Here is a 23870-nt window from a genome sequence, read left to right as displayed (position 1 = left end):
AAGTATTCCTCCCTAAATTCAATAAATATAATCATTTACTATTAAATTCTAAATCAAGACTGTCATGTTGCAATAGAGATAGTTTTTCTTCATCTTGTTGCTTTTTCGGGTTAACATAGTCTTTATATTGCTTTTTAGCAAAGGATGAGAGATCAAAGCCAAAAGCAAAAACACCTGTGCCTAAAGAAATTAAGCCAAAGTTAATCGCTTTATTTATATTATACTCAAAACCTTCAATATTGCCATTCGCTCGCTCACGAAATGCTTCATCTTTGTAGGCTAAACTCGTAATACCTGCAATATCTGAAGTTTTTCCAAGAACATTATGAGAAATAAATTTTGTTTTCTCAAAATGTGAGGATTTTTGAAACAATTCTTTCGTTGTCAAATATGCATTTGGCATAGATAATACAGAAGCTCCTAATCCTAATCCAATGGACGCCCAAGTCAGATTTGAAGAAACTTTTAAATATTGTTCTTGTGCATCTTTTTTACCTTCTGCAGCGGCATCTCGTGCAAATTTATTATAGACTGAGCCAGCAATACTTGTTGATGTTGCAGCTAAGCTTATCGCAAATACACTGCTTTTAACTGCTAAATCTGCAGCAACAGTTGCAGTAATAATTGAAGGTAAGGCTGCTAGAGTCGTTCCAAAAGTAAATAATGAAAGCATAATACCAAGGAAAGAGATTGTTAAACCAATACCAAAATAAACTTCAGGGTTTTCACCTGATGGATCGAATTTCATTATGGGATTATTTGCAGCAAATATATAACCATTTATTCCGCCTTTTTCATAAGGTGATTGATGGTTATCATATTGCATAAAGCGGCCAAGAACTGGGTTATAGGCGCGATATCCTTTTCCTAAAAACTGAAAGCCAGTCACGGAATCGGAGCGATCACCATTGAAGCCGATCTCATTTAAGCTTTTAGTATCTAAATGCTCAGTTTCAGAATTATTTGATTGATATCCATATGGTGTATAAGAATAACTTATATTTAAAAGATTTTGACCTTGCTGAATTTTAATAATACTTTTAGCGTGATCTGTTAAGTAAAAAAGCTCTTCACTCCCAAAATTTATTTTTGCAATGAGATTATTACCGTCAACAAAGTAGCTTGTTGATTTATTCTCAGAAATTTCATTTATCAATTTATTTTCATGATAATAAAAATTAACTGTAGCTGAGTTATTATCTTTTTGTGCGACAAGAATCCCTTCACCATTATATAAATACTCTGACTTTAATTGAGAATTTTCAAAGGCTATCAGACGATTAAACGCATTATAAGAAAGCATGTTTCCATTTTCATCTTTAATAATATTTCCATTCGCATCATAAACAAATTCTTGACTCATGGTATTTCCTGTTAAGGAGTTCGAATTTGCATAACTGATGAGCTTATTTTTATTTTCCTCTGAATAGAAATATGTTGTAATATTTTCAAAGTTTTCAATAAATTTTCTCGATACAGTTTTAATATTATTCATATCATCAAATGTATATTCTTCAGATTTTATGGCATAACCATTTTGGTCTTTTGGACAAAGTTGTCCTGAACATATATATTGCAGCAAATTATTCATATCATCATATTTATATTGCTCAAAGGATGTTTTATTCTGTCCTTCTTTTCTTAGCTTTGATTTTAAATTTGAATCTTTATAATACTCATACGAATAAGAAAGAATCAATTCGTCTAAATTATTTAAGTAATTTAATTCTTTCAAATTTCCTATTTTATCGTATGCATATTCGACTAAGGTGTCATTTGCTAATAATTTACTATCCATTCTGCCAAAAACGTCATAATGATATTTTTCACTCATTACTTTATCATTATCAATTCTTTGATATGTTATACTTTCTTTTTTTCCTGTAATTTTATTATAATTTGTAAAAATTTTATTACCCATAACATCTTTAATATATATAAATTTTCCTTGCAGGTCGTATTTATAAAAAACTTCATTATTATTTGGATAAACAATACTTTTTTGTTTGCCATTCGCATAATAATGATACACAGTCATACCAGATTCATCTATCATTTGAGTAATGAGAGAGGTTTTAGAATCATAAGTATAAAGTGTTTTAATATTTGTAATTCCTTCAACAGATTTCTCAATCAGACGATTGAGATCATCATATTTAAAATGAATTATTTGACCATCACGGTTTACTTGTCTGATTATTTTGCCTGATTCATTATATTTATAGGATATTGCCCTGCCTTCAGGATCGATCTCAGCTACCAATTGGCCAAGAGAATTGTATTTTCGTTTGCCAATAACATATTTGGTACCGTTTGATAAGGTAATCGATTTCTCAGTAATTTTATCTTTAAATAATGCATCATAAGAATAATGAATTATTTTTTTATTATTATATTTTTCAGAAACTTTATTACCAATTTCATTATATATATATTTAATCGTCACACCATTCACATCTTTTGACTCGATTAAATTACCAAAACCATCAAAATAATTATAACTCTGCGTGTGAATTTTGTTGTCACCAAGGACTATTTTAGAGCTAACTGGCTGCTGATTATTATTAAATACAGTGATATTTATTGGTGAAGATTCATTCGTTGAAGACAAAGTATATCGAGTTTGAGTGTTATTTGCATCATCGTATTTTATGTACTTCCTTGTCCCATCTGGAAGTTTAATCAAAATATTTCTATTATAAATATCGTATTTATATGAAATTCTCAAATTATACAGAGATCCGTTTGCATCAATGTTATAAAGGATTTCTTCCGATTTTTGTGATGCCATATCATAATTATATGAAGCAATCTTTACAAAATTATTTTGATCTTCATCTTGAGACCATTTTTCAATTTCTCTCCCCATAGAATCATAAATCACTTTTGTTTTATGATTATTTTCCCAGGTTGTTAATAATGTACTTTGACCTTTCAGTGGTGAGTTTAAAATGTATCTAAATGATGTCGTCCTAGGTGTTGTTGTATTTAAACCAACAGTCTCTTTTGTTAATCTCCCAATTTTATCATAATGATATGAAATTTCATGCGAACTTTCTAATTTTTTTTCTTTAATTTTTTTCTTTGAATTAGCATTATAAATTACATATTCAGTAGCGATATAATCTATATCATCAGCGTTTTCTGAAACGATATGATTCTTGTAAATAGAATTTTTCCGACTATTTATCTCATATTTGTAAGTTGTACTTGATGTTTTTTCTTTTCCATCCACAATTGCAGTTGTCTGAGTAGTTACTGGCAAAGATATGATCTTATCATTTAAACCACTTAAATTTGTTGGACTGTAAGAATTTATTTGCGTTTTATAAATTGTTCCACAATTGCTATTATTGACATCACAGTTGGAAGCACTGTATTTATTTATTACTTTTATAGCTCTTTGATATTTTTTCCCATTTTCTAATTGAACAGTTTCGTATTGATATTCGACAACAGTGCTCTTCTTTTCATAAATTGAACTCGTCACTTCACGTTCAATTAGATGAGGAATATTATTAAATGTCTCGGCAGCAGACAAATACTTATAATTTTTTACCAAACCTGACGAGTTTATGCTTGTGATTAAATTCCCATAGTCGTCATAAGTATTTTTTGTGATTTCTTTTCTTGATTGGCCTTTTCCATCGTAATATATAACTACAGTTTCAATTGGAAGATGATAAGCAGTTTCTAAGTTATTAAAATCTCTATCCTGCCAGGGCAAATATTTATATTCTTTTCTTTGCTGCAATTCATTGTTAAGAAATATTGATTCACTTATAAGCATATGAAAATGATTATAAGTTCTATTGATCTTTAAATGTCCTCGCGGATGTTTACGTTTTTCAGTTGATGTGTATTCATAAGTATTTGCTGTTGAGAATAATGCATCAGCATTTTCTATGAATTTAGCGACTCCATAACCCAAATAATTATTTTCACTTGAAAAACGATAACGAATGTGATTGATATTTCCATCTTTAACACCTGGAAAATTGATTGTGGAAATTCGACTCACCGCAGGAACTGAGATACCAGGAATCAGAGTCTTCAGACCATTGTCTAAATATTCGATAGCATATTCAAACTGTGAAGGATATTTTATATGACTGAGCAATATATGTTCTCTATTTTGCAAAAGCATTGAACTATATTTAAAAGAAATGATTTGATTTACTGGATTTTGAATTTCCTTAAGTGTTCCAAATGGTTCAGACTTAAAATTTAATAAAGTCTCAGCTTTTTGTCCCCGCCCATCAAAATGCTTTATAGAAACAGAGTCATTTAAATAAAACACTTCAACTCTTTTAGGATGCTCTTTATTGAAAATACTTTTATATTCTATTGACTGGAGCTTTATATTATCCTGATAGAAAAACTCAACAGAAAAACCTTCTGCATTCGTCATTTTTACTAAGTTACCATAAACCTTTTCTATAATTTCTTCTCGACCGTCTTTATAATTTATCGTGATTATATTTTCATCTTTTGTGACTTTTATGTCTTTTAATTTGTAGTATTGTAAAATATTTTCAGAGCCATATTGAAGTTTATAACTTCCTCCACTCGATAAATACAAAGTCTCTGACTGAACATCATAACGAGTTAAATTCCATGACCACCCTTTGCCAAGTCCAAAGATATCACTTTGTGATAGTGAATTATAATTAATTTGCAATGGGAACACTGGATCTTCGATACTGACTCCAGAAACATCAACAATTTTGTATGATACGGAGAATGCACCTGTTCTAGGATCAACCTGTTGGGTGAGATCTTTAAAATTATATGCATCACTGACAATATTATTTGAACTTGAAGAGTTTAAATCTCTTTTAGTTCTTTTTTTTGGATATGTTTTATCCACATTATGAATATTCTCAGTACGGGCTTCACTTCTAATGTTTTCAAAAGATTTATTTAATAATGTTGCTTTAGCAGAGTATTCTAAATCTGTATTTGCACTTTTATTTGGTAATTTTTTTTGTGCAATAAATGATGAATATCCATAAGAACTTTGATATGTCTGAATAAACATAATAAAAATGCAAAAAATAGAAATTGTCTTTTTGGTAATACCCGCTCTCATTACAATCCTCTGTATTTTTATTGAATGAATTTGAAATAATATTCTTTTTTACCAACGATTTCAATTATTATATATTAATTAATATTTGTCAAATAGAGTTGGTAATTTATAAAATATTGTATTATTTGATATATATTAAAATATAATTGAAATTATTCGATATTTTTTGTAATCATTATTTGCTGAGCAGTGATATTTGTTTGCGCAAAAATTGATAGCGAGAATTAAATGCAAATGGTAAAGAAATTGAATTTAATTTGGAAAATTGTCTAAACCATTCTTGGGCATTGAATTGTGAAGGAAAATTAGGAATATTTTTAAATGTATTTTTCTCTAAATTATATTTGAATCCACCATGCGTAATTTCTTTACCAGATTGGGGATCAAATGTCAAAACAACACAGGTGACTTCGTTGCAATTGCAAGAAGGATTCACACAATAAAGATCATCTAATGCATACATTTGATGATCAACTACTCTTTCAATGCTACCAGAAAATGGAAATACAGCTTGAAAAGGCATTAAAGCAGATTTGTTTTTTTGCTTTGGCAACCTGTCTGTCCACTGCTCATCTAGTAACTCTGGATAGAAACTCGTAAATGGTTGCCTTAAATGCGGTTTTAAATTTCCTTCAATCAGTTTTTGCAGGGATTCAACCAGAGCATTTTTTTCGCTTTCATTGATTAGCATTTTTGTGCTTTCCGATGCATTTAGGCTACCGGATCCAGCACCATCTAATGTGGCATCCGTTTTGCGAATATCAAGAATATCTAAAATATTATTTTTTAAAATATTCAGGCTGACAGTCAAACCAATTATTTCTGATTTTTCTATATTATCTTGTTCCAAAAGGCTTGCGAGCATTTTGGCCCGAAATTGACTTTTAAATGGTGTTAATTTTAATACTAAAGTTGAATTTTCAAGATATGAATTCACCTCTTCGATTGTTGCTAATTGAGTTGGAAAAACAAGAACGACCTCAAGGGAAAAGTACTTTCCATTCCAAAAAAGGCGATTTGCTTCATTCGCTTCAACATTCAATTGGTGGTACATAGGATTTTGCATTTATTTGCCTCCATATCTTAAAATAAATCAAGCCCTGTCGGCGTAACAAATTTACTTGTCTTAAGCAAGAGTAAGAATTTTAAAACTCAAATAATATATTTGAAATGAGAAAATTTTTTAATAAATCTTGTAATTTTTTATAATTGAAACTATTGTATATGAGGATTTATTTAGCTCTTTTGAAAATTTAGACTGTTGCTGACGCTCCTGATCTTATTGCTGCCTTTTGCTTCTTGCGCAAATGAGGAGGTACATCTGTTAAGTCAACAGAAACTAATTTTGACACTCCCGGCTCAGACATTGAAATTCCGTAAATAGTATCAAGCACTTCCATAGTTCTACGATTGTGTGTGATGACTACAAATTGAAATTCTTCACTCAAAGCTTCTAAAACATCATTAAATCTACCGACATTTGCTTCATCCAATGGAGCATCAACTTCATCAAGAAAACAGAATGGAGCAGGCGTTGTTTTTAATAAGCTAAATATAAGAGATATCGCTGTAAGAGCCTTTTCTCCACCGCTAAAAAGGCTCATATTTTGCATTTTTTTTCCAGGCAACCGTACGAGTATCTCAACTCCAGTATTTAATAAATCATCGTTTAACATATGAAGCTCTCCATGCCCACCTGGAAATAGGACAGGAAAAATCTTTTGAAATTCAAAATTTACTTTGTCAAAGATTTCTTTGAATCGAACTTTAGTATTTTCTTCAATCTCTTGAATAGATATATAAAGTTCTTGCATAGAGCGTTCAATATCTTCTTTCTGTGTCACTAGAAAATGCAGACGTTCCGAAACATCTTTAAATTCTTCAAGCGCTCTTTCATTGACAGCACCTAAATCGATAATAGCTTGCTGGATTTCTTTGATCCTCTGCTCGAGTGATAGGCGATATGCAGCATCATTTTCTGCACTTTCTGGTAATTCATGTGCTGATAATTGATATTTATCGAAAGCATCTTTTAAAGCTGTCTCTATAATTGTATCGTAACGAGCAAGTTCGAGTTGCTTTTCATTAATAAATTTTTGTTTTGATGCAGCAGAGTCTTTTTGTGATTTTAATTTACCTTCGACTATTCTTAATTTTTCTTCTGTTTCGCTCTCTTCTTGAACTAAATATTCAAGTTTATCTTCAAAAACCTTAACCTGTTTATTTAAAATATTAATTTCGTTATTTAAGTGAATAAAATCATTTTCAGCATTGTTTATTTGAGTTTTTAAATCCTCAATTTGTGCAATTGATGTATCAAGTTTTTGTTGCATTCGCCTGAGTTGGAACGTCATTTCCTCATAATTTTTTCGATTATTAGCTTGTCTTTCTAAAATTACAGCTCGCTCAGATTTTTTATTTTGAAACTGCAATAAAATCTCATCGCGGATTTCTTTTTTATTGCTGTATTCACTTTCAAACTCTTCAAGATTTGAATTTAAAGAATTATATTCTTTTTCAAGTTTGTCATTTTCTGTTTGATTTTTAGCGAACGATTCTTTGGCATCTGATATTTCTACTTGAAATCTTTTTCTTTCATCATCCATACGAGCCAAATTTTCGTCGATATGCCTTAATTGTAAGTCAAAATTTTCGAGCTGACTTGATAACTTTACAGATTCAACTTTTTCCTTTTCGAGTACCGAAGCCAATTCTGAGACTTTAAACTCTAACTTCTTCTTTTTATCGTTTATAATATATAAAGCGCCTTCACTATTTGCAAGTTTATCTTGCAGTATGTCTTTTTTAAGAAGGGCTTCAGAAAATTCTCTTTTACGCTGCAAAATTCCATGAGAAATTCCGTCCGAAGGCGTGCCAAAACTCATTTCATTGGATGTTTGACAAACAGTACCTCGTTCAGTAACAAAAATAAAATTTTGTAGTTCATAGCATAATTTTTTTGCTTTGTTCAGTAACCATTCATCTTTGCAAATAAAAATTCTTTCAAAAATACATTTTGCTGCGGGTATGGAACAGTTTTCTAATCTATCACCTACACAGCGAATACCATTTATTTTTAATATGTCATTTTTAATATCGCTTTCACTTTGCGATAAAGAATTTAGCATATCTTTAACAAATAAGGACACTTTAGAAAGTGAAAGCTCTTCTATTTTATCAATAACATCTACAAAATTATCAAAATTATCAAGAATTGCTGATTGAAAAAGCTGTGGCATGCTATTTTCTAAAATAGCTTCATCATCTTTATGAAGAGACACTACATCAAATAAAAAACCTGATATTTGTTGACTAAATTTTTCTTTTAACGAGAGTGTTCCATCGGAGAGACCGCTATTAGAATCTATGAGTTTCTGTAAACTTGTAACGTAACTTGCAAGTTCTAAATGCTCTTGCTTAGCTGAATCCCTATCTTGCTCAGCTAATAGGCATTGTTGTTTTAATTTTTCAAGATCGGACTCTATGATATTTCTATTGCTGACTACTTCATCAAGACCTGCTGAGACTTTACTTAAATTATTTGTAATTTCTTTTCTATCTATTGCAATCTGACTACGTGCTTCTAATTGAGATAAATAATTTTCTGTTACTTTCTGTATTTGGATATTATATCGAGATATTGTATCTAGTAAAGATTCATTACGCGCTCTTAAAGAACTACGACTCGATTCTATAGCTCTCATTTCTGAGCGATACTCATCTCCTCGTAAACGTTGAACTTGAAGAGACTCGTCGATTTCATCTAATCTTTCTTGGAAGGTTTCTTGCTCTATATCTATTTTTTGTAAAAATTTATCAGCATTTTCAACTTCAACAACAAGATTTTTTTGTCTTACTTCTTCTCTTTCTAAATTGAGCCGCTCTTCAATCAATTCTTTTGTCAATCTCTCTTTTTGCAGTATTCTTTCTTCATGCCTACGCTTGTAATTTTCACTGCGTTCTTGGTACTTTGTTAAAGCAATTTTTTGATCATCTAATTGATTTTCTGTAGATTTAATTTGTTGAGTTAATTCGAGGTGGGTTGATTTGAGATCGTTTGCTTCAGATTCCCATTCACCCGCTTCTAAACTTGATTTTTCAATTTGAGATGAATAATGATTGACTTCTTTTTTAATTTTATTCGCAACTGATCTATAAAAACCAACATGATTCTTAATTAATAAAATTTCTTTTTCTTTAAGTTCTTGAGACAGGGCAAGCTTTTGTGATGCTTTCTCAACTTGTTCGCTAAGTGACTCCTTCTGTCTAGCTAACTCAATTTCAATTTCTGCAAGATTTTTCATTCTTTCGGCAGTTGAATTCAAGCGTTTTTCTGCTTCTTTTCTTCTCACTTTAAAAACAGTGATCCCTGCTGTTTCTTCTAGAATTTCTCGAAGATCATCAGGCGAAGCTTGTATGATTCTATCACGTTTATCTTGCTGAATAATAGCGTAGCTTTTTGAACCTAAACCAATCGATAATAGAAAATCTACAATATCTTTTAACCGACAAGGCTCTCGATTCATAAAATATTCGCGTTCAGCTCCGCGATTGATTCTGCGACCAATTGAAATTTCTGGTAAATGCATATATTCTGCCGGACAATGCAAACCATCGTTGGAAAAAACCAAGGTCACTTCAGCGAGACTCAAGGGTTTTCTATTTTGCGAACCTGAGAAAATAATATCGGTTGGATCATCAGCGCGTAGACTTTTAGCAGTTTGCTCACCCATCACCCAACGAACAGCGTCAATAATATTGGATTTACCTGACCCATTTGGACCAATAACTCCTGTAATTCCATTATGATACTGAATATTGACTCTATCTGCAAAACTTTTAAAACCTGATATATGTATAGACTTGAGCTTCATTTTAACCTTGTTGATAAACTTAAAAGTAAGAAAGAAAAATCTTTCTACCCGATCCTAGCTTAATTTTTTGAAGTTTGGAACTTCGCTCCAAAAAAATGTCAAGGTGTAATTTAAAAATATTGAGTGAATATAAAATATTAGTTTTGATTTATTTCCTTAAAACATGGTAAAGGAAATTGCATACTTTCAAGACAGAGTTGCTAACCACAAATGTTCATAGAAGCTCTATCATTCTAAATGCGTGTCGAAATAAAGACAAAACAAATTGACAATAAATACATCACCTAAAGATGCTTCTTTGATTTGTACCCGTCGAAGTTAAAACAAAAACAACAGATAAATTTTATGCCTCAATGCATTTTAAAACTTTATTCTAACGTAGTTTGCAGAGTCGCACATTAAATGTAATAAAACATAATGTGCTGTAAATATTTCTTATTCATGAGGAAGGACACTTATTATGGCAACTCTTGGGGTAAATATAGATCATGTAGCTACACTCCGTCAACAACGCGGGACTAAATATCCAGATCCAATTGATGCAGCTGTACTTGCACAAATGGCAGGTGCCGATCAGATAACAGTTCATTTAAGAGAAGATCGCAGACATATCCAAGATAGAGATGTAAAACTTTTGCGTGAAATCCTACAAATACCATTAAATTTAGAAATGGGCAATACAACAGAAATGCTTGAAATTGCATTGGCAGTTAAGCCTGATATGGTCACCCTCGTTCCAGAAAAACGTGAAGAACGCACAACAGAGGGAGGATTAAATTTAGAAAAATCTTTTGATTCTTTAAAAAAGACCGTAGATATTTTGCAAGAGAATCGTATCCCAGTTAGCTTATTTGTCGAACCTACTAAAAATGATATGTTACTTTGTAAAAAAATGAATGCTCAAATGGTCGAATTACATACAGGAAAATATTCTGAATTGATCGGTGAATTTGCTGATAGAGAATATGAATGTATTTTACAAGCATCAATATATGCACAAAATTTAGGACTTATAGTGCATTCTGGGCATGGCCTTAATTATAGAAATGCGCAAAGAATAGCAAAAATTCCAGGTATGAGAGATTTAAATATTGGACATAGTATAATTTCATATGCTGTTCTGGTAGGACTGGAAAGAGCTGTTAGAGAAATGAAAACATTAATCTCCTAAATTAAATTGTTTTTTGTAGAAAATATCATTGAAAGGACGCTATGAGCTTCTTCAAAAGTCAAATATCTACGCATTCTGATGGTTTTAAACAAAACCAAATTTACAATCAAGAAATTTGTAACGATCTTGAATCGCTCTATGAAAAAATCCGCATGGGTGGCGGTGAAAAGGCGCGCGAAAGACATCAATCTCAAGGAAAGATGCTCGTACGCGATCGCATTCAAAATTTATGCGACGCTTCTTCACCATTTATTGAAATATCACCTCTTGCTGCAAATGAAGTATATGAAGACTCAGTTCCTTGCGCAGGAGTTGTTGCAGGTATAGGACAAATATCTGGAAAAATGTGCATGATAATTGGTAATGATGCCACGGTGAAAGGTGGAACTTATTATCCCTTAACAGTAAAGAAACATTTGCGTGCACAAGAAATAGCGTTAGAAAATAAGTTACCTTGCATTTATTTAGTGGATAGTGGCGGAGCTTTTTTGCCTATGCAAGCTGAAGTTTTTCCTGATAAGGAGCACTTCGGAAGAATTTTTTATAACCAAGCAAATATGAGTGCAAATCAAATTCCTCAAATCTCTGCGGTTATGGGCTCCTGTACAGCTGGTGGAGCGTATGTTCCTGCCATGAGCGATCAAACGATAATCGTAAATAAAACAGGCACTATTTTTTTGGGTGGCCCTCCCCTCGTAAAAGCAGCAACGGGTGAAGATGTCACAGCGGAGTATTTAGGAGGAGCGCAGGTTCATACGGAACTCAGTGGAGTTGCGGATCACTTTGCGCACGATGATGAACATGCGATTGAAATTCTAAGAAATATTGTAGATAACCTTGGCAAAACCAAACAAGCGCAGATAGATATTCGTTCCCCTGAACTACCGGCGTATGATCCTTCAGAAATTCTTGGAATTTGGCCAAAAGATTTGCGCAGACAAGTTGATATCCGCGAAGTTATTGCACGCATCGTTGATGGCAGCCGTTTTTTTGAATTTAAGGAACGTTACGCAACGACAATTGTTACTGGTTTTGCTCATATTGAAGGAATTCCATGTGGGATAATAGCAAATAATGGAGTGCTTTTTAGTGAAAGCGCACTTAAAGTAACACACTTTATCGAGCTTTGCACAAAAGAAAAAATTCCATTGGTATTTTTGCAAAATATCACTGGCTATATGGTCGGTTCTCAATACGAAAGATCAGGTATAGCAAAAGATGGTGCAAAAATGGTACATGCTGTTGCAACTGCTAAAGTTCCAAAAATCACCCTTCTCTTAGGAGGATCCTATGGAGCAGGAAATTATGGTATGTGTGGAAGAGCTTATTCACCACGTTTTCTTTGGACATGGCCATCAAGTCGAATATCTGTTATGGGTGGAGAACAAGCAGCACAAGTTATGGTAACTGTAAAAAAAGATCAACTTTTAAGAGAAAATAAGAAATTAAGCGCACATGAAGAAGAGGAAATTGCAAGTCCAATTCGCAAAAAATATGAAAAAGAAGGTCATCCTTATTATGCCTCAGCCAGACTCTGGGATGATGGAATTATTAATATGATTAAAACAAGATCTATGCTTGCTGCCAGTTTATCTGTTACCTTAAATACACCTATTTCAGAAACTTCAACTGGTGTTTTTAGAATGTAAGAATTTTATTTCTGATTTTGGAGAAAATTTTATGTCAAAGAAAGACTTCATTCGTATTGCAAATGCTGGCGGTTATTGGGGTGATGATCCATATGCTTTACGTAGACAAGTATTTGGTGAACTTAAATTAGATTATATTTCCATTGACTTTCTTGCAGAGATAACTATGAGTATCTTGCAGAAGCAACGCGCTAAAGATCCAAATGCAGGATATGCAAAAGACTTTATTCATGCGCTTGAACCAGTTCTTGAAGAATGTCTTAAAAGAAAAATTAAAATAATAACCAATGCAGGTGGAGTAAATCCAAAATCTTGCGCTGAGGATTTATTTAATTTAGCGCGAAAAAAGAATTTAAATTTAAAAGTTGCCGTTGTCGATGGTGATGATATTTTTTCATTAATTCCATCGCTCAGGACAAAAGGTGTTGCTTTTAAAAACATGGAAACCGATGAGGATTTTTCCAATTGTGCAGATAGAGTTTTATGTGCAAATACATATTTCGGAGCTTTGCCAGTAGCTGAGGCATTAAAACATGAGCCTGATATTGTATTATGCGGTAGAGTAACAGATACAGGTATAACACTCGCTGCTATGATGCATGAATTTAATTGGAAATTAGATGATTATGATAAGCTTGCACATGGCATTGTTGCAGGTCATATTATTGAATGTGGAGCACAAGCTTCGGGCGGTAATTTTACCGATTGGCAAAAAGTACCGAGCTTTATTGATATAGGTTTTCCCATTGTTGAATGTCATCCAGATGGAAGTTTTTATGTAACTAAACATCCCAATACTGGTGGATATATAAGTTGCCAAACAATTCGTGAACAACTTTTATATGAGATGGGCACTCCGCAAAGTTATATCACCCCCGACGTCATTGCTGATTTTTCGACAATTCAAATTTCATCTGAAAAACCAGAAAGAGTTAAAGTAACAGGAATCAAAGGACGTAAGCCTACAGATCTTTTAAAAGTCAGCATAGCATATGAAGACGGTTATAAATGCTCGGGTTCCCTTATCATTTCTGGACCAGATGTCCGTGCTAAAGCTGAAATGTTTGCAAAAGTTTTTTGGTTAAGGCTCGAAAGTGAATTAAAAAACGCAGGTTTTTCTTCTACCGTTAAATTTAAAAATACAGAATATGTGGGTGATGACAGCACACACAAAGGTATGCTAAATAAGCATGAAGCAATCGAAATTTTATTAAAATTAACAGTGCGTGACCATGATAGAAATAAGTTAAATATTTTTAGAAAACTTTTACCAAGTTTAATATTGAGTGGTCCATCTGGTGTTGCAGTGACTGGTGGCGCTCCTCTTATTTCAGATGTCGTTAGTTACTGGCCAGCATTGATACCACAAGATTGTGCATTACCAAATGTTCATATATATGAACAAAAATCGGGTGAGGATAAGTGCCATTTATCTTATGAAAAATTAAAAATGAATTGGCCAATTACAGGCGGAAGTTCATTAATAGAGACACCTATCCATGATCCGTTTAGTCCTGCTTTAGTGAGTGTTATGTCAACATCAAAAGCTATTTGCGTAAGCCTAATGGAAATTGCTCATGCACGCAGTGGAGATAAAGGTGACACCGTTAATATTGGATTGATTGGCCGCAGTCCAGAATGTTATGTCTGGTTGAGAGAAAATATTACAGCTGAAAAAGTGAATGATTGGTTCCATAGCCTCTGTAAAGGAAATGTTCATAGATATTTAGTACCAAATTTATGGGCTTTGAATTTTCTTCTTGAGGAATCACTTGGTGGAGGAGGAACAATGAGTTTACAAATTGATGCTCAGGGTAAAACTTTCAGCCAGGCTTTATTGCGATGTGAAGTAGATATACCCGAAATACTTCTATCGACTATTTCTCCAGAATTCAAAGCTTGTGCAGGAGAACTCGTAAGGAGAAGTGTTTAATGAATAAAGTTCATTATTCTGGACAAAATATAAGAGTTGAAAAATATCCTTATGGAGTTAAGAAATTAATTTTTACTCGACCTGATATTCGCAACGCTTTTCATGCTGCAATGATAGAAGAAATAAATTTAATTTTATTGCAAATGAAAGCAATAAAAGATGAAAATGAAATGCGTCTTCTCATTATTGAAGGTGAGGGAAAAGTATTTTGTGCGGGTGCCGATCTCGCTTATATGAAAGAGCAAGCAAAAAATACGGAAGAACAAAATCTAAATGATGCTCGAGCACTTGGAAAAATGTTTTATAATTTAGCAGATTTTCCCTGTCCTGTGCTCAGTCTCGTAAAAGGCGCAGCGATCGGTGGAGGATTAGGGCTTGTTGCTTGTTCAGATTATGTTCTAACGGAAGAAAATACTATATTTGCCACAAGTGAAGTTTTATTAGGTATAGTTCCAGCTGTTATCAGTCCATATATTATAAGAAAAATAGGAGTAGGAAATGCAGCTCCTTTTTTATTAACGGGCAAAAAAATGTCTGCTCTAGATTGTGAAAAAATTGGCCTAGTCTCTAAAGTAACAGATGCTCTTGAGATAAATAAAGAGCTAGAAAAAGTAACACTTGAATTTATTATGGCTGCTCCATCAGCTGCAAGAAGAACCAAAGAGCTTATAAAAAATGCTTCTCCATTGCCAAACCCGACCCAATTTGAATTCACTGTTCAACAAATTGCAAAAGCAAGGTGCAGTGATGAAGGAAAAGCGGGACTAAGTTCTTTTTTTGAAAAAACCACTCCCTTTTGGTGTCATGGAATAAAAAAATGAAAAAATTATTAATCGCAAATAGAGGTGAAATTTCGAGAAGAATATTGAAAGCTGCTAAAGAACGAGGATTTATTGTCGCAGTTATTGCTACACAAGAAGACTCTGATTCTCTAATTTGCCAAGAAGTTGATCATGTGATCGAAGTATCTAATTTTTTAAATGCTGAGGAAATTGTTAACAAAGCCAAATCTTGGGGAGCAAATTTTATTCATCCTGGATATGGATTTTTATCGGAAAATGCATCATTTGCAGAATTAGTTGAGAATGCAAATATTTCTTTTATAGGACCCACATCTCAAAATATTAAAATGATGGGAAGTAAAGAAACAGCAAAAAAAATTGCTCAAAAAAGCAATGTTCCAACACTCGATGCATTATTTTCAAGCGACTTAAAAAAAATCCCCCAAGATAAATGGGAAAATGAATTAAAAAATAGAAAAATATTTTCCCCTTTTCTTGTAAAAGCCAGTGGTGGCGGTGGTGGAAGGGGTATGCGCATTGTTGATGATGTTCATGAACTCCCCCAAGCAATTAAACGTGCTTCAGAAGAAGCAAAAGCATCTTTTAATGATGGTACGGTTTTTGTGGAGAGATATTTAAAAAATCCCCGTCATATAGAAATTCAAGTCTTTGGAGATGGAAAAGGTGGGGGTGTTTTCTTTGGAGAAAGAGAATGTTCTCTGCAACGCAGACATCAAAAAGTTATTGAAGAAGCACCTTCTACTCAGGTTAATGAACAACTCAGAGCAGAAATGGGTAAAGCATCTTTAGCATTGGTTAAAGAAACAGCATATAAAGGAGCTGGTACTTTAGAGTTTTTATTAGATGATGCAGGTCGGTTTTATTTTTTGGAAATGAATACGCGCTTACAAGTAGAACATCCAGTAACTGAAAATGTTTATAAAGTTGATCTTGTCCAAGCCCAGATAGATTTAGCAGAAGGAATATGGCCAAAAAGTTTTCCTGACCCCAATCAGTTTCATTTGCTCTCTCCTCAAGCAGTCTCCATAGAAGCTCGTATTTTAGCTGAAGATCCTAGAAATCAATTTCTTCCGACTCCGGGTAGAATTTTATTTTATAAAGAACCTGAAGGAGAAGGTATAAGAGTAGATAGTGGAGTCACTGAAGGATCGCGCATAAATTCCAATTTTGATTCCTTAATCGCAAAGTTAATTGTTACGGCACCAACTCGAGCTTTAGCTGTCCAGAAATTAAAAAATGCTTTGGAAGATTTTTCTATTTTTGGCTTTACAACTAATATTTCATTCTTACACGCGATTGTTTTGCAAAAAGATTTCTTATTAGGTAATGAATCGACTCATTGGATTGCAAATAATTTAGAGTCATTGACATGTTATAATCTTCCACAAAATTTAATAGAAATATTTCAGAATAAAAAATTCAGAGAGCAACTATCAAATTTGCTCAGAGGTGAAAGAAAACCTACGCAAATAAACAATGTTTTTCTGAATCAAGGAAAAAATTTACTCAACGTAAATACGAATTTTGCTGCAAATTCAGAATTTAATTTTATCATCACAAGATCACATGAAAAAAATAAATTTTTTGTTTCTGGGGCATCAATTGACAAAATCCTAAACGAGAAAAAAGGTCAAAAAGAAATTTATTCTGATTTATTGCAACATTTATCACATAAATCTCATTATAATAATGATATTAAAATACCTTTTTCAGCAGTAAAAACTTCACGTAATGAAATACAAGTCAATTTATTTGGCGAGTATTTAAAACTCGAATGTCCATATTACAATGAAAGCAGGATTCATAAATCAGCTAAAGGCAGTGGCGAAATACGCGCGCCTATGGCAGGTAAAGTATTTGAAGTGCTTGTTTCAGAAGGACAAGAAATTTCAGCTGGTCAAGTGCTTTTTATTGTCGAATCTATGAAAATGCAACTTGAAGTAAAATCTGCAGAAAAAGGAAAGGTAACAGAAATCTTTGTCAAACAAGGTCAAATTTTGTCAGGCACAGATGTCATGGCTATGGTACATTCAAATATATAGTTATCTAATAAAAGAAAGAATGATCATAAAATTTTTAAAAAATAATTTAGTATTTTAAGATGTCAAATAATTATAGAGGATTTACTCAAATGACAAACTATCATAGCAATGCCCAAGAAATTAGGGAAGTCATTCAAACTGTTAGAGCATTTGCGGCTAAAGAACTTGCTCCCTATGCAGACGAACTTGATAGGGAAGAGAGACTCGCTCCTGGTATTTTCCGTCGTTTGGGTGAACTCGGAATATTAGGCTTAACGTGTCCCGAAGAGTTTGGTGGAGCAAAATTAGGTGCTGTTTCTGTTGTCGCCGTAATGGAAGAGTTGAGTTATGCATGCCCTGGCACTTGCTTAAGTTATCTTGCTCACACGCTTCTTTTCACTCATAACTTTGCTCAAAATGCTTCACCCGAGCAGTTGGTTCGTTATCTTCCAAGTTGCATTTCTGGAGAAATGGTTGGTGGTATGGGTATGACTGAACCTGGTGCAGGATCCGATGCCATTGGTTTAAAAACAAGAGCAGTGCGAAAAGGAGATCATTACGTAATCAATGGTTCAAAAATGTTTATAACGAATGGTCCTATTGCTGATGTTTTTCTTGTGTATGCACGGACTGGTGACAATCGCAATGATATATCAACTTTCATTATCGAAAGGGGATTTCAAGGATTCTCCGTTGGAAAAAAACTATCAAAGATGGGAATGAGAGCAAGTCCAACGGGTGAATTGATTTTTAAAGATTGCATAGTCCCAGTTGAAAATTTAGTGGGTGATGAGGGTTCATCTGTAAAACATATGATGAAGAATCTTGATATTGAACGGGTTGGTTTAGCAGCCATGGCGCTTGGAATAGCAAGAGCCTGTTTAGATCACTCTTTAAAATATGCACAAGAACGTCAACAATTTAATGAAAACATTATTAACTTCCAATCTGTTAGCGAAAAAATTGCGAATATGTATATTGGTTACCGTGCTGCACGTGCATTTGTATATGAGGCTGCGCAAGTTATTGAAGAAGGACGTAGAGCAAATCAAGAAGCTGCTGCTGCAAAAGTTTATGCTTCCGAAATGGCGACTAAAGTTGCGCTCGATGCCATCCAAGTTCTTGGCGGTTATGGTTATATAAGGGAATTCCCTGTTGAGCGACTTATGCGTGATGCAAAATTATTAGAAATTGGCGGTGGTACAAGTGAAATATTACGTAGTATTATTATAAAGGAGTTTGTTCGTAAAAGTAGCAAATAAGCATTTTTTCTTTTACATACTCTCTGTATTGAAAGTTTTATAGTATACGCCTACAATTTAAAGAATGAAGTGAGATAACCAATCTTTACTTCGTTTTAATTAGGGAGTGTGTGTTTTGCAGGACAGTTCAAATAACCTTGTTATAAAAAGTTTGGCACCATCAACTGAGCGTTTGCCCCTTTTTATAGTAGGTGATGTACATGGATGTGCGCGTGAACTTGCTGAACTTATTGAAACTGCTAAAAAACATATATCAAAGTTTCAATTAATCCTTGTTGGCGATCTTTTTACAAAAGGCCCAGATCCTGTAGGAGTTTTTGAATTAATTCAAGAACATTCTGCAATGTGCATAAAAGGAAATCATGATTGGGCACTTTGGTCAACTATCCAACAAGCTCAAAAAAGAAGTTTTCATACTTTAGCTGAGCACACTAAGCAAACTCTACACTTAATTCGCTATCACAAAAGAGCAATTTTTGATTTACTTTGCTCATTGCCACATGCATACACAACAACGGTTGTATCTCAATTAAAAAGAAGTCATTGGGAAAAAGAATATCCACTGATTATAGTTCATGCTGGAATTGATTCAACAAAAGGTTTGCTTGGTACAACTGAAAGAATGTTATTAACAGCACGCTATGTGCGCTGGGATTCCAAAACTAATGAAAAAAAGTTATTGGTTGTTCCATCAGGCTACCGCTCAGAAGTTTTAAATTCAATGAATCAAAATAATATGAGTCACGAAAATAATGAAAATAATGTTTTACGAGAAAGGTTTCGCTGGCATGAATTGCATAATGGACCAGCACTTATAGTTTTTGGACACGATGCAAAGCAAGGATTATTTCGCAAAACTCTGCCTTCAGGTAGACCTATTTGTGTCGGGATAGACACAGGTTGTACCTACGGAAATAGCTTGACTGGTTATTTTCCTGAGGTAGATTTAGCTATTCAGGTAAGGTCACAAAGAAAATACTTTGATATCAAAAAAAATATTATTCTTCTTAAACCTCATCAGAACAAACATGCTGCGGTTTAATATGTAAGAGATTGGATAGTTTTCTATGCATGCTCATGATTCTGCTTCAACTGCCTCAATGCTACAAATATTTAAAGGGAGTGAAGCTTTCTTTGATTTATTACTCAAACAATCAATTCGAACAAATTATGTAACAATTCGTACTTACTGCAATGGTGCTTGGCACCAATTATCAGGAAAAGATTTTTGTGCTCATCTTGGGAGAGCAAGTGAATATTGGACAAATACACTCCCGATAGAAGAACGTCAAAGTGGGCAAAGTATAATTTTAATTGGTAGGAATTCTTATAACTCTTTTGTTGCTACATGTGGAGCAATTCTTGCAGGTTTAGATGTTATGTGTGCTCCACCACATATGTCCAAAAATGATTTAAAATGGTGCTTAAATTATTTTAAAGGAGTTGCAATTGCAACAGATATTCATGAATTAGCAACACAGTTAGATGGTTTTACTGTTCCTGTTTTAAATATTTCACAAGCAGCTTGGATGCCACAAGATAAGCACAATGAACCAATTCTTTTAACGTTATACCGTGAATATAAAATAGCAAGAGAAGCTTCTCTTCCTAAAAAAGTTGCAGATGAAAATAAATCACACGATCATAACGAAACAAAAGAGCATCCCATTAAAGCTTCTATTATTCGTGAGGATTCTCCTTGGAGAAAAATTAAGCCCGGAAATTTTGCATTTGTTTCTTTTGGACATGATGGTTTTCAAAAACCAGAAGTTATAAAACCAGATGCACTGGTTGTTACAGCGCAAAACTTTATTATACATGCAGAATTTCCTAAACAAATTTTTTGGAAAAGCATAGAATTAATGCCTCCAAGTAATCCATTTTCTCATCTAAGTCGATTTTGTGCTCTGCTTAAAAATGGAATTATTGGTTTTCCAAATCCGAGTGCTGACTGGGAAACTAATATTAGAATTCTGCGACCAAGTTATATTTTTGCCAGTTCGAACGAAATGGAACAAGTTTGTTCATTTATCGATCAAGTTTCGAAGCGTTCTATCAATAATTCACGCTTTAAATTAAGTGAAAAAATAGACAAAATTCAAAATTTAATGGCTTCATCGAGAGCAATGAAGATTCCTGAAGGTGCTTTTGATATATTAAAACGTTCTTTACGCAAAGCTTCACGCATTCTAGCAGGTCATTCTTTTTTAAAAGAAGCTGTTGAAGACTTAGCATTTATTGTCCACGGACTCGCCCCAGCACAAGAAGCCTATGTCCGCAGTTTAGAAAAGCTCGGTATACCTGTTTTAGAATCCTATGGTACGACCCACGCTGCAGGTATGCTCTCCTGTAACCTTTTCCATGCAGCTCATTTTAAGGTCATTGGCACCCCGTTACCACATGTAAATTTTAGATTAGGTGCTCATTCTACACTTGAGTACCGTCTTTCCTTCTCTGAATTTGAAAATGCAGGAAAATGGGAAGAGACAGGTGATGTTGCCCAAATGACTCCTTTTGGTTTTATAATAACGGGCCGAAAAAAACATTTGTTTGTAACTTTGGGTGGGACTGTTGTTTCTCCTGTTCGTTTGGAACAACTTTTAAAAGAAGATGATATAATTGCAGATGTTTGTGTAATCGGTGATAAGTTACCTTATCTTTCCGCATTGATTGTTTTAAATCACAATGCTCTTGCAGATTATCGTGCTCATCCTGAAATGATAAAAGATCAAGTGCAAACAATTGTAAATAAAGTGAATGAAAGTTTACCTCGTAATGTAACATTAAAAAAGTTTTCAATACTCGATAAACCTTTTACCGAAGCTACAGGCGAAAAGCTTTCGAATGGTGAAATCAATCGTCTAAAAATTCAAGAGACTCGAGCAGGACTTATAAGCTCTCTTTATCAATAAAAAATCATATACTATTTAATTTGCGACTGCGTTTTTTTTGAGATACTCTTAATATATAAATTCCATCACACTCTTTGGAGGTCTCATGCAACTGCATACTGAAAAAGTTTTCGAGCTTGTGAAAGAGGTTTATAGTCCTTCGCTTTTTAATGAGCTTAATTGGGTAGGAACTTATGTAGATTATTTAGCTATGATTGAAAAAAATCCCAAACTTTGTCGAACAGCATTTCAACGTATTTACGATCTCATCATGCACTTTGGCTCTTATGAATATGTTGAACACAAAAAGAAACTTATTCATTATAAATTTTTTGATGATCCTCTTAATAACGGAAAAGATGCGGTTTTTGGATTAGATGTTCATATATCAAAATTAGTTAATTTTTTTAAGGCCGCTTCGTTACGTTATGGCCCAGAAAAAAGAGTTTTGTTACTTCATGGTCCGGTGGGGAGTGCAAAGTCAACGATAGCACGCATGCTAAAAAAAGGTGTCGAATGGTATTCACATCAAACTGATGGTGCTTTATATACGTATGAGTGGACAAATTTACATGATAAGTTAAAAATGGAAGACACAATGCCATGTCCTATTCATGAAGATCCCCTCCGTATTATTCCAGAAGAAGCACGAATAAAAGTTTTAAGTTTATTAAATAAAGGAAAAAACTTCCAAGAAAGAATTCATATAGAAGGTAGTTTATGTCCAGCATGTCGATATGTGTATAATGATTTAATGCGGCTTTATAACGGTGATTGGGATAAATTAACAAGAAATCATATCAGTGTTAAAAGATTGCTTTTATCTGAAAAAGATCGTGTCGGCATTGGCACATTTCAACCAAAAGATGAAAAGAATCAAGATTCAACGGAATTAACAGGCGATCTAAATTACAGGAAGATTGCTGAGTATGGATCAGATTCAGACCCCCGCGCATTTAATTTCGATGGAGAATTTAACATTGCTAATAGAGGTATTGTTGAGTTTGTAGAAATGCTCAAACTTGACGTAGCATTCCTATATGATTTACTTGGCGCTTCGCAAGAACATAAAATAAAACCAAAGAAATTTGCCCAAACTGATATTGATGAAGTGATTATCGGTCATACAAATGAGCCTGAATATAGAAAACTGCAAAATAACGAATTTATGGAAGCTCTCAGAGATAGAACTGTTAAAATTGATGTACCTTATATAACAAAATTAAAAGAAGAAGTTAAAATTTATAGAAAAGATTTTAATCCTGAAACAGTTCCACATATTCATATTGCACCACATACAATTGAAACTGCTGCGATGTGGGGAATATTAACCCGCCTTGAAGAACCCAAAAAAGCAAATTTAACTGTTATGCAAAAGATGAAACTTTATGATGGCAAAACCTTATCTGGATATACTGAAGATAATATTAAAGAGTTAAGAAAAGATGCTCTGCGTGAAGGCCTAGACGGTATATCTCCTCGCTATATTCAAGATAAATTATCTAATTCTCTTGTTGAAGACAGAGGCAATGGTTGCATAAATCCTTTTATTGTTCTCAATGAACTTGAAGGTGGACTAAAAAATCATAGCCTTATTCGCGATGAAGAAACCAAAAAAAGATATCGTGAACTTCTTGCAGTCGTTAAACAAGAATATGAAGATATTGTAAAAAACGAAGTGCAAAGAGCTATTTCTGCTGATGAAGAAGCTATTGCAAAACTGTGTGGTAATTATATTGATAATGTGAAAGCGTATACACAAAAAGAGCGGGTTAGAAATAAATATACAGGTATGAGTGAAGAACCTGATGAAAGACTCATGCGCAGTATAGAAGAAAAAATAGATATACCTGAGAGTCGCAAAGATGATTTTAGAAGAGAAATCATGAATTATATTGGTGCTCTCGCTTTAGAAGGTAAAATATTTGATTATAAAACCAATGAGCGCTTGCATAAAGCACTTGAACTTAAATTATTTGAAGATCAAAAAGATACAATTAAATTAACAAGCCTTGTAAGTAATGTAGTTGATAAAGAAACTCAAGCAAAAATTGACGTTGTTAAAAATCGTCTTATTAAGAATTATGGTTATTGTGATATTTGCGCTACAGACGCACTTCATTTTGTTGCAAGCATTTTTGCTCGAGGCGATGTTAAAAGAAATTTAAATTAAA

General features: G+C 33.3%; 12 protein-coding genes. 9 read left to right on the top strand and 3 right to left on the bottom strand.

Annotation, left to right across the window (positions count from 1 at the left end):
- Positions 1-31: 31 nt before the first annotated feature.
- The 3 genes from H7355_RS01050 to smc form a co-directional block, all read right to left on the bottom strand.
- Positions 32-5041, bottom strand: a complete 5010-nt coding sequence (locus H7355_RS01050; RefSeq protein WP_186644076.1) for an RHS repeat domain-containing protein — start codon at positions 5039-5041, stop codon at positions 32-34.
- 226 nt (positions 5042-5267) lie between these two features.
- The gene (locus H7355_RS01045; protein WP_186644074.1) at positions 5268-6158 is read right to left on the bottom strand and encodes a hypothetical protein; all 891 of its coding nucleotides are present in this window, start codon (positions 6156-6158) and stop codon (positions 5268-5270) included.
- A gap of 187 nt (positions 6159-6345) precedes the next feature.
- The gene (gene smc / locus H7355_RS01040; RefSeq protein ID WP_186644072.1) at positions 6346-9966 is read right to left on the bottom strand and encodes a chromosome segregation protein SMC; all 3621 of its coding nucleotides are present in this window, start codon (positions 9964-9966) and stop codon (positions 6346-6348) included.
- Between the two features lie 460 nt (positions 9967-10426).
- On the opposite strand from smc, the gene H7355_RS01035 reads away from it, so the two are divergent.
- From H7355_RS01035 to H7355_RS00995, 9 genes are all read left to right on the top strand, one after another.
- Complete coding sequence (locus H7355_RS01035; RefSeq protein ID WP_186644063.1) at positions 10427-11137, top strand: pyridoxine 5'-phosphate synthase; 711 nt, start codon at positions 10427-10429, stop codon at positions 11135-11137.
- A gap of 41 nt (positions 11138-11178) precedes the next feature.
- On the top strand, positions 11179-12786 hold the full coding sequence (locus H7355_RS01030; protein ID WP_186644061.1) for a carboxyl transferase domain-containing protein: 1608 nt from the start codon (positions 11179-11181) through the stop codon (positions 12784-12786).
- Positions 12787-12817: 31 nt separating this feature from the next.
- Positions 12818-14719 carry an acyclic terpene utilization AtuA family protein gene (locus tag H7355_RS01025; protein WP_186644059.1) on the top strand — a complete coding sequence of 634 codons (1902 nt, stop codon included), beginning with the start codon at positions 12818-12820 and terminating at the stop codon, positions 14717-14719.
- The gene (locus H7355_RS01020) at positions 14719-15540 is read left to right on the top strand and encodes an enoyl-CoA hydratase-related protein (protein ID WP_186644057.1); all 822 of its coding nucleotides are present in this window, start codon (positions 14719-14721) and stop codon (positions 15538-15540) included. Before H7355_RS01025 ends, H7355_RS01020 begins: the two co-directional genes overlap by 1 nt.
- Positions 15537-17564, top strand: a complete 2028-nt coding sequence (locus H7355_RS01015; RefSeq protein WP_186644055.1) for an acetyl/propionyl/methylcrotonyl-CoA carboxylase subunit alpha — start codon at positions 15537-15539, stop codon at positions 17562-17564. The genes H7355_RS01020 and H7355_RS01015 overlap by 4 nt, the downstream gene beginning before the upstream one ends.
- Positions 17565-17653: 89 nt before the next feature.
- A complete protein-coding gene (locus H7355_RS01010) occupies positions 17654-18805 on the top strand; it encodes an acyl-CoA dehydrogenase family protein (RefSeq protein WP_222435627.1) in 1152 nt (383 codons plus the stop codon).
- Between the two features lie 115 nt (positions 18806-18920).
- A complete protein-coding gene (locus H7355_RS01005) occupies positions 18921-19847 on the top strand; it encodes a metallophosphoesterase (RefSeq protein ID WP_186644051.1) in 927 nt (308 codons plus the stop codon).
- A 25-nt stretch (positions 19848-19872) separates the two neighbouring features.
- A complete protein-coding gene (locus H7355_RS01000) occupies positions 19873-21717 on the top strand; it encodes an AMP-binding protein (RefSeq protein WP_186644049.1) in 1845 nt (614 codons plus the stop codon).
- 85 nt (positions 21718-21802) lie between these two features.
- Positions 21803-23869, top strand: a complete 2067-nt coding sequence (locus H7355_RS00995) for a PrkA family serine protein kinase (protein ID WP_186644047.1) — start codon at positions 21803-21805, stop codon at positions 23867-23869.
- The last annotated feature ends 1 nt before the right edge of the window (position 23870 follow it).

The sequence above is a fragment of the Fluviispira vulneris genome, assembly GCF_014281055.1.
GTDB lineage: Bacteria > Bdellovibrionota_B > Oligoflexia > Silvanigrellales > Silvanigrellaceae > Silvanigrella > Silvanigrella vulneris.
This window is presented reverse-complemented; position numbering and strand designations above follow the sequence as displayed.

What these genes read in the sequence shown, in the direction of transcription:
- H7355_RS01050 (WP_186644076.1), bottom strand. Translation starts at nt 5,041, where the DNA reads ATGTTTATTCAGACATATCAAAGTTCTTATGGATATTCATCATTTATT.
- H7355_RS01045 (WP_186644074.1), bottom strand. Translation starts at nt 6,158, where the DNA reads ATGCAAAATCCTATGTACCACCAATTGAATGTTGAAGCGAATGAAGCA.
- smc (WP_186644072.1), bottom strand. Translation starts at nt 9,966, where the DNA reads ATGAAGCTCAAGTCTATACATATATCAGGTTTTAAAAGTTTTGCAGAT.
- H7355_RS01035 (WP_186644063.1), top strand. Translation starts at nt 10,427, where the DNA reads ATGGCAACTCTTGGGGTAAATATAGATCATGTAGCTACACTCCGTCAA.
- H7355_RS01030 (WP_186644061.1), top strand. Translation starts at nt 11,179, where the DNA reads ATGAGCTTCTTCAAAAGTCAAATATCTACGCATTCTGATGGTTTTAAA.
- H7355_RS01025 (WP_186644059.1), top strand. Translation starts at nt 12,818, where the DNA reads ATGTCAAAGAAAGACTTCATTCGTATTGCAAATGCTGGCGGTTATTGG.
- H7355_RS01020 (WP_186644057.1), top strand. Translation starts at nt 14,719, where the DNA reads ATGAATAAAGTTCATTATTCTGGACAAAATATAAGAGTTGAAAAATAT.
- H7355_RS01015 (WP_186644055.1), top strand. Translation starts at nt 15,537, where the DNA reads ATGAAAAAATTATTAATCGCAAATAGAGGTGAAATTTCGAGAAGAATA.
- H7355_RS01010 (WP_222435627.1), top strand. Translation starts at nt 17,654, where the DNA reads ATGACAAACTATCATAGCAATGCCCAAGAAATTAGGGAAGTCATTCAA.
- H7355_RS01000 (WP_186644049.1), top strand. Translation starts at nt 19,873, where the DNA reads ATGCATGCTCATGATTCTGCTTCAACTGCCTCAATGCTACAAATATTT.
- H7355_RS00995 (WP_186644047.1), top strand. Translation starts at nt 21,803, where the DNA reads ATGCAACTGCATACTGAAAAAGTTTTCGAGCTTGTGAAAGAGGTTTAT.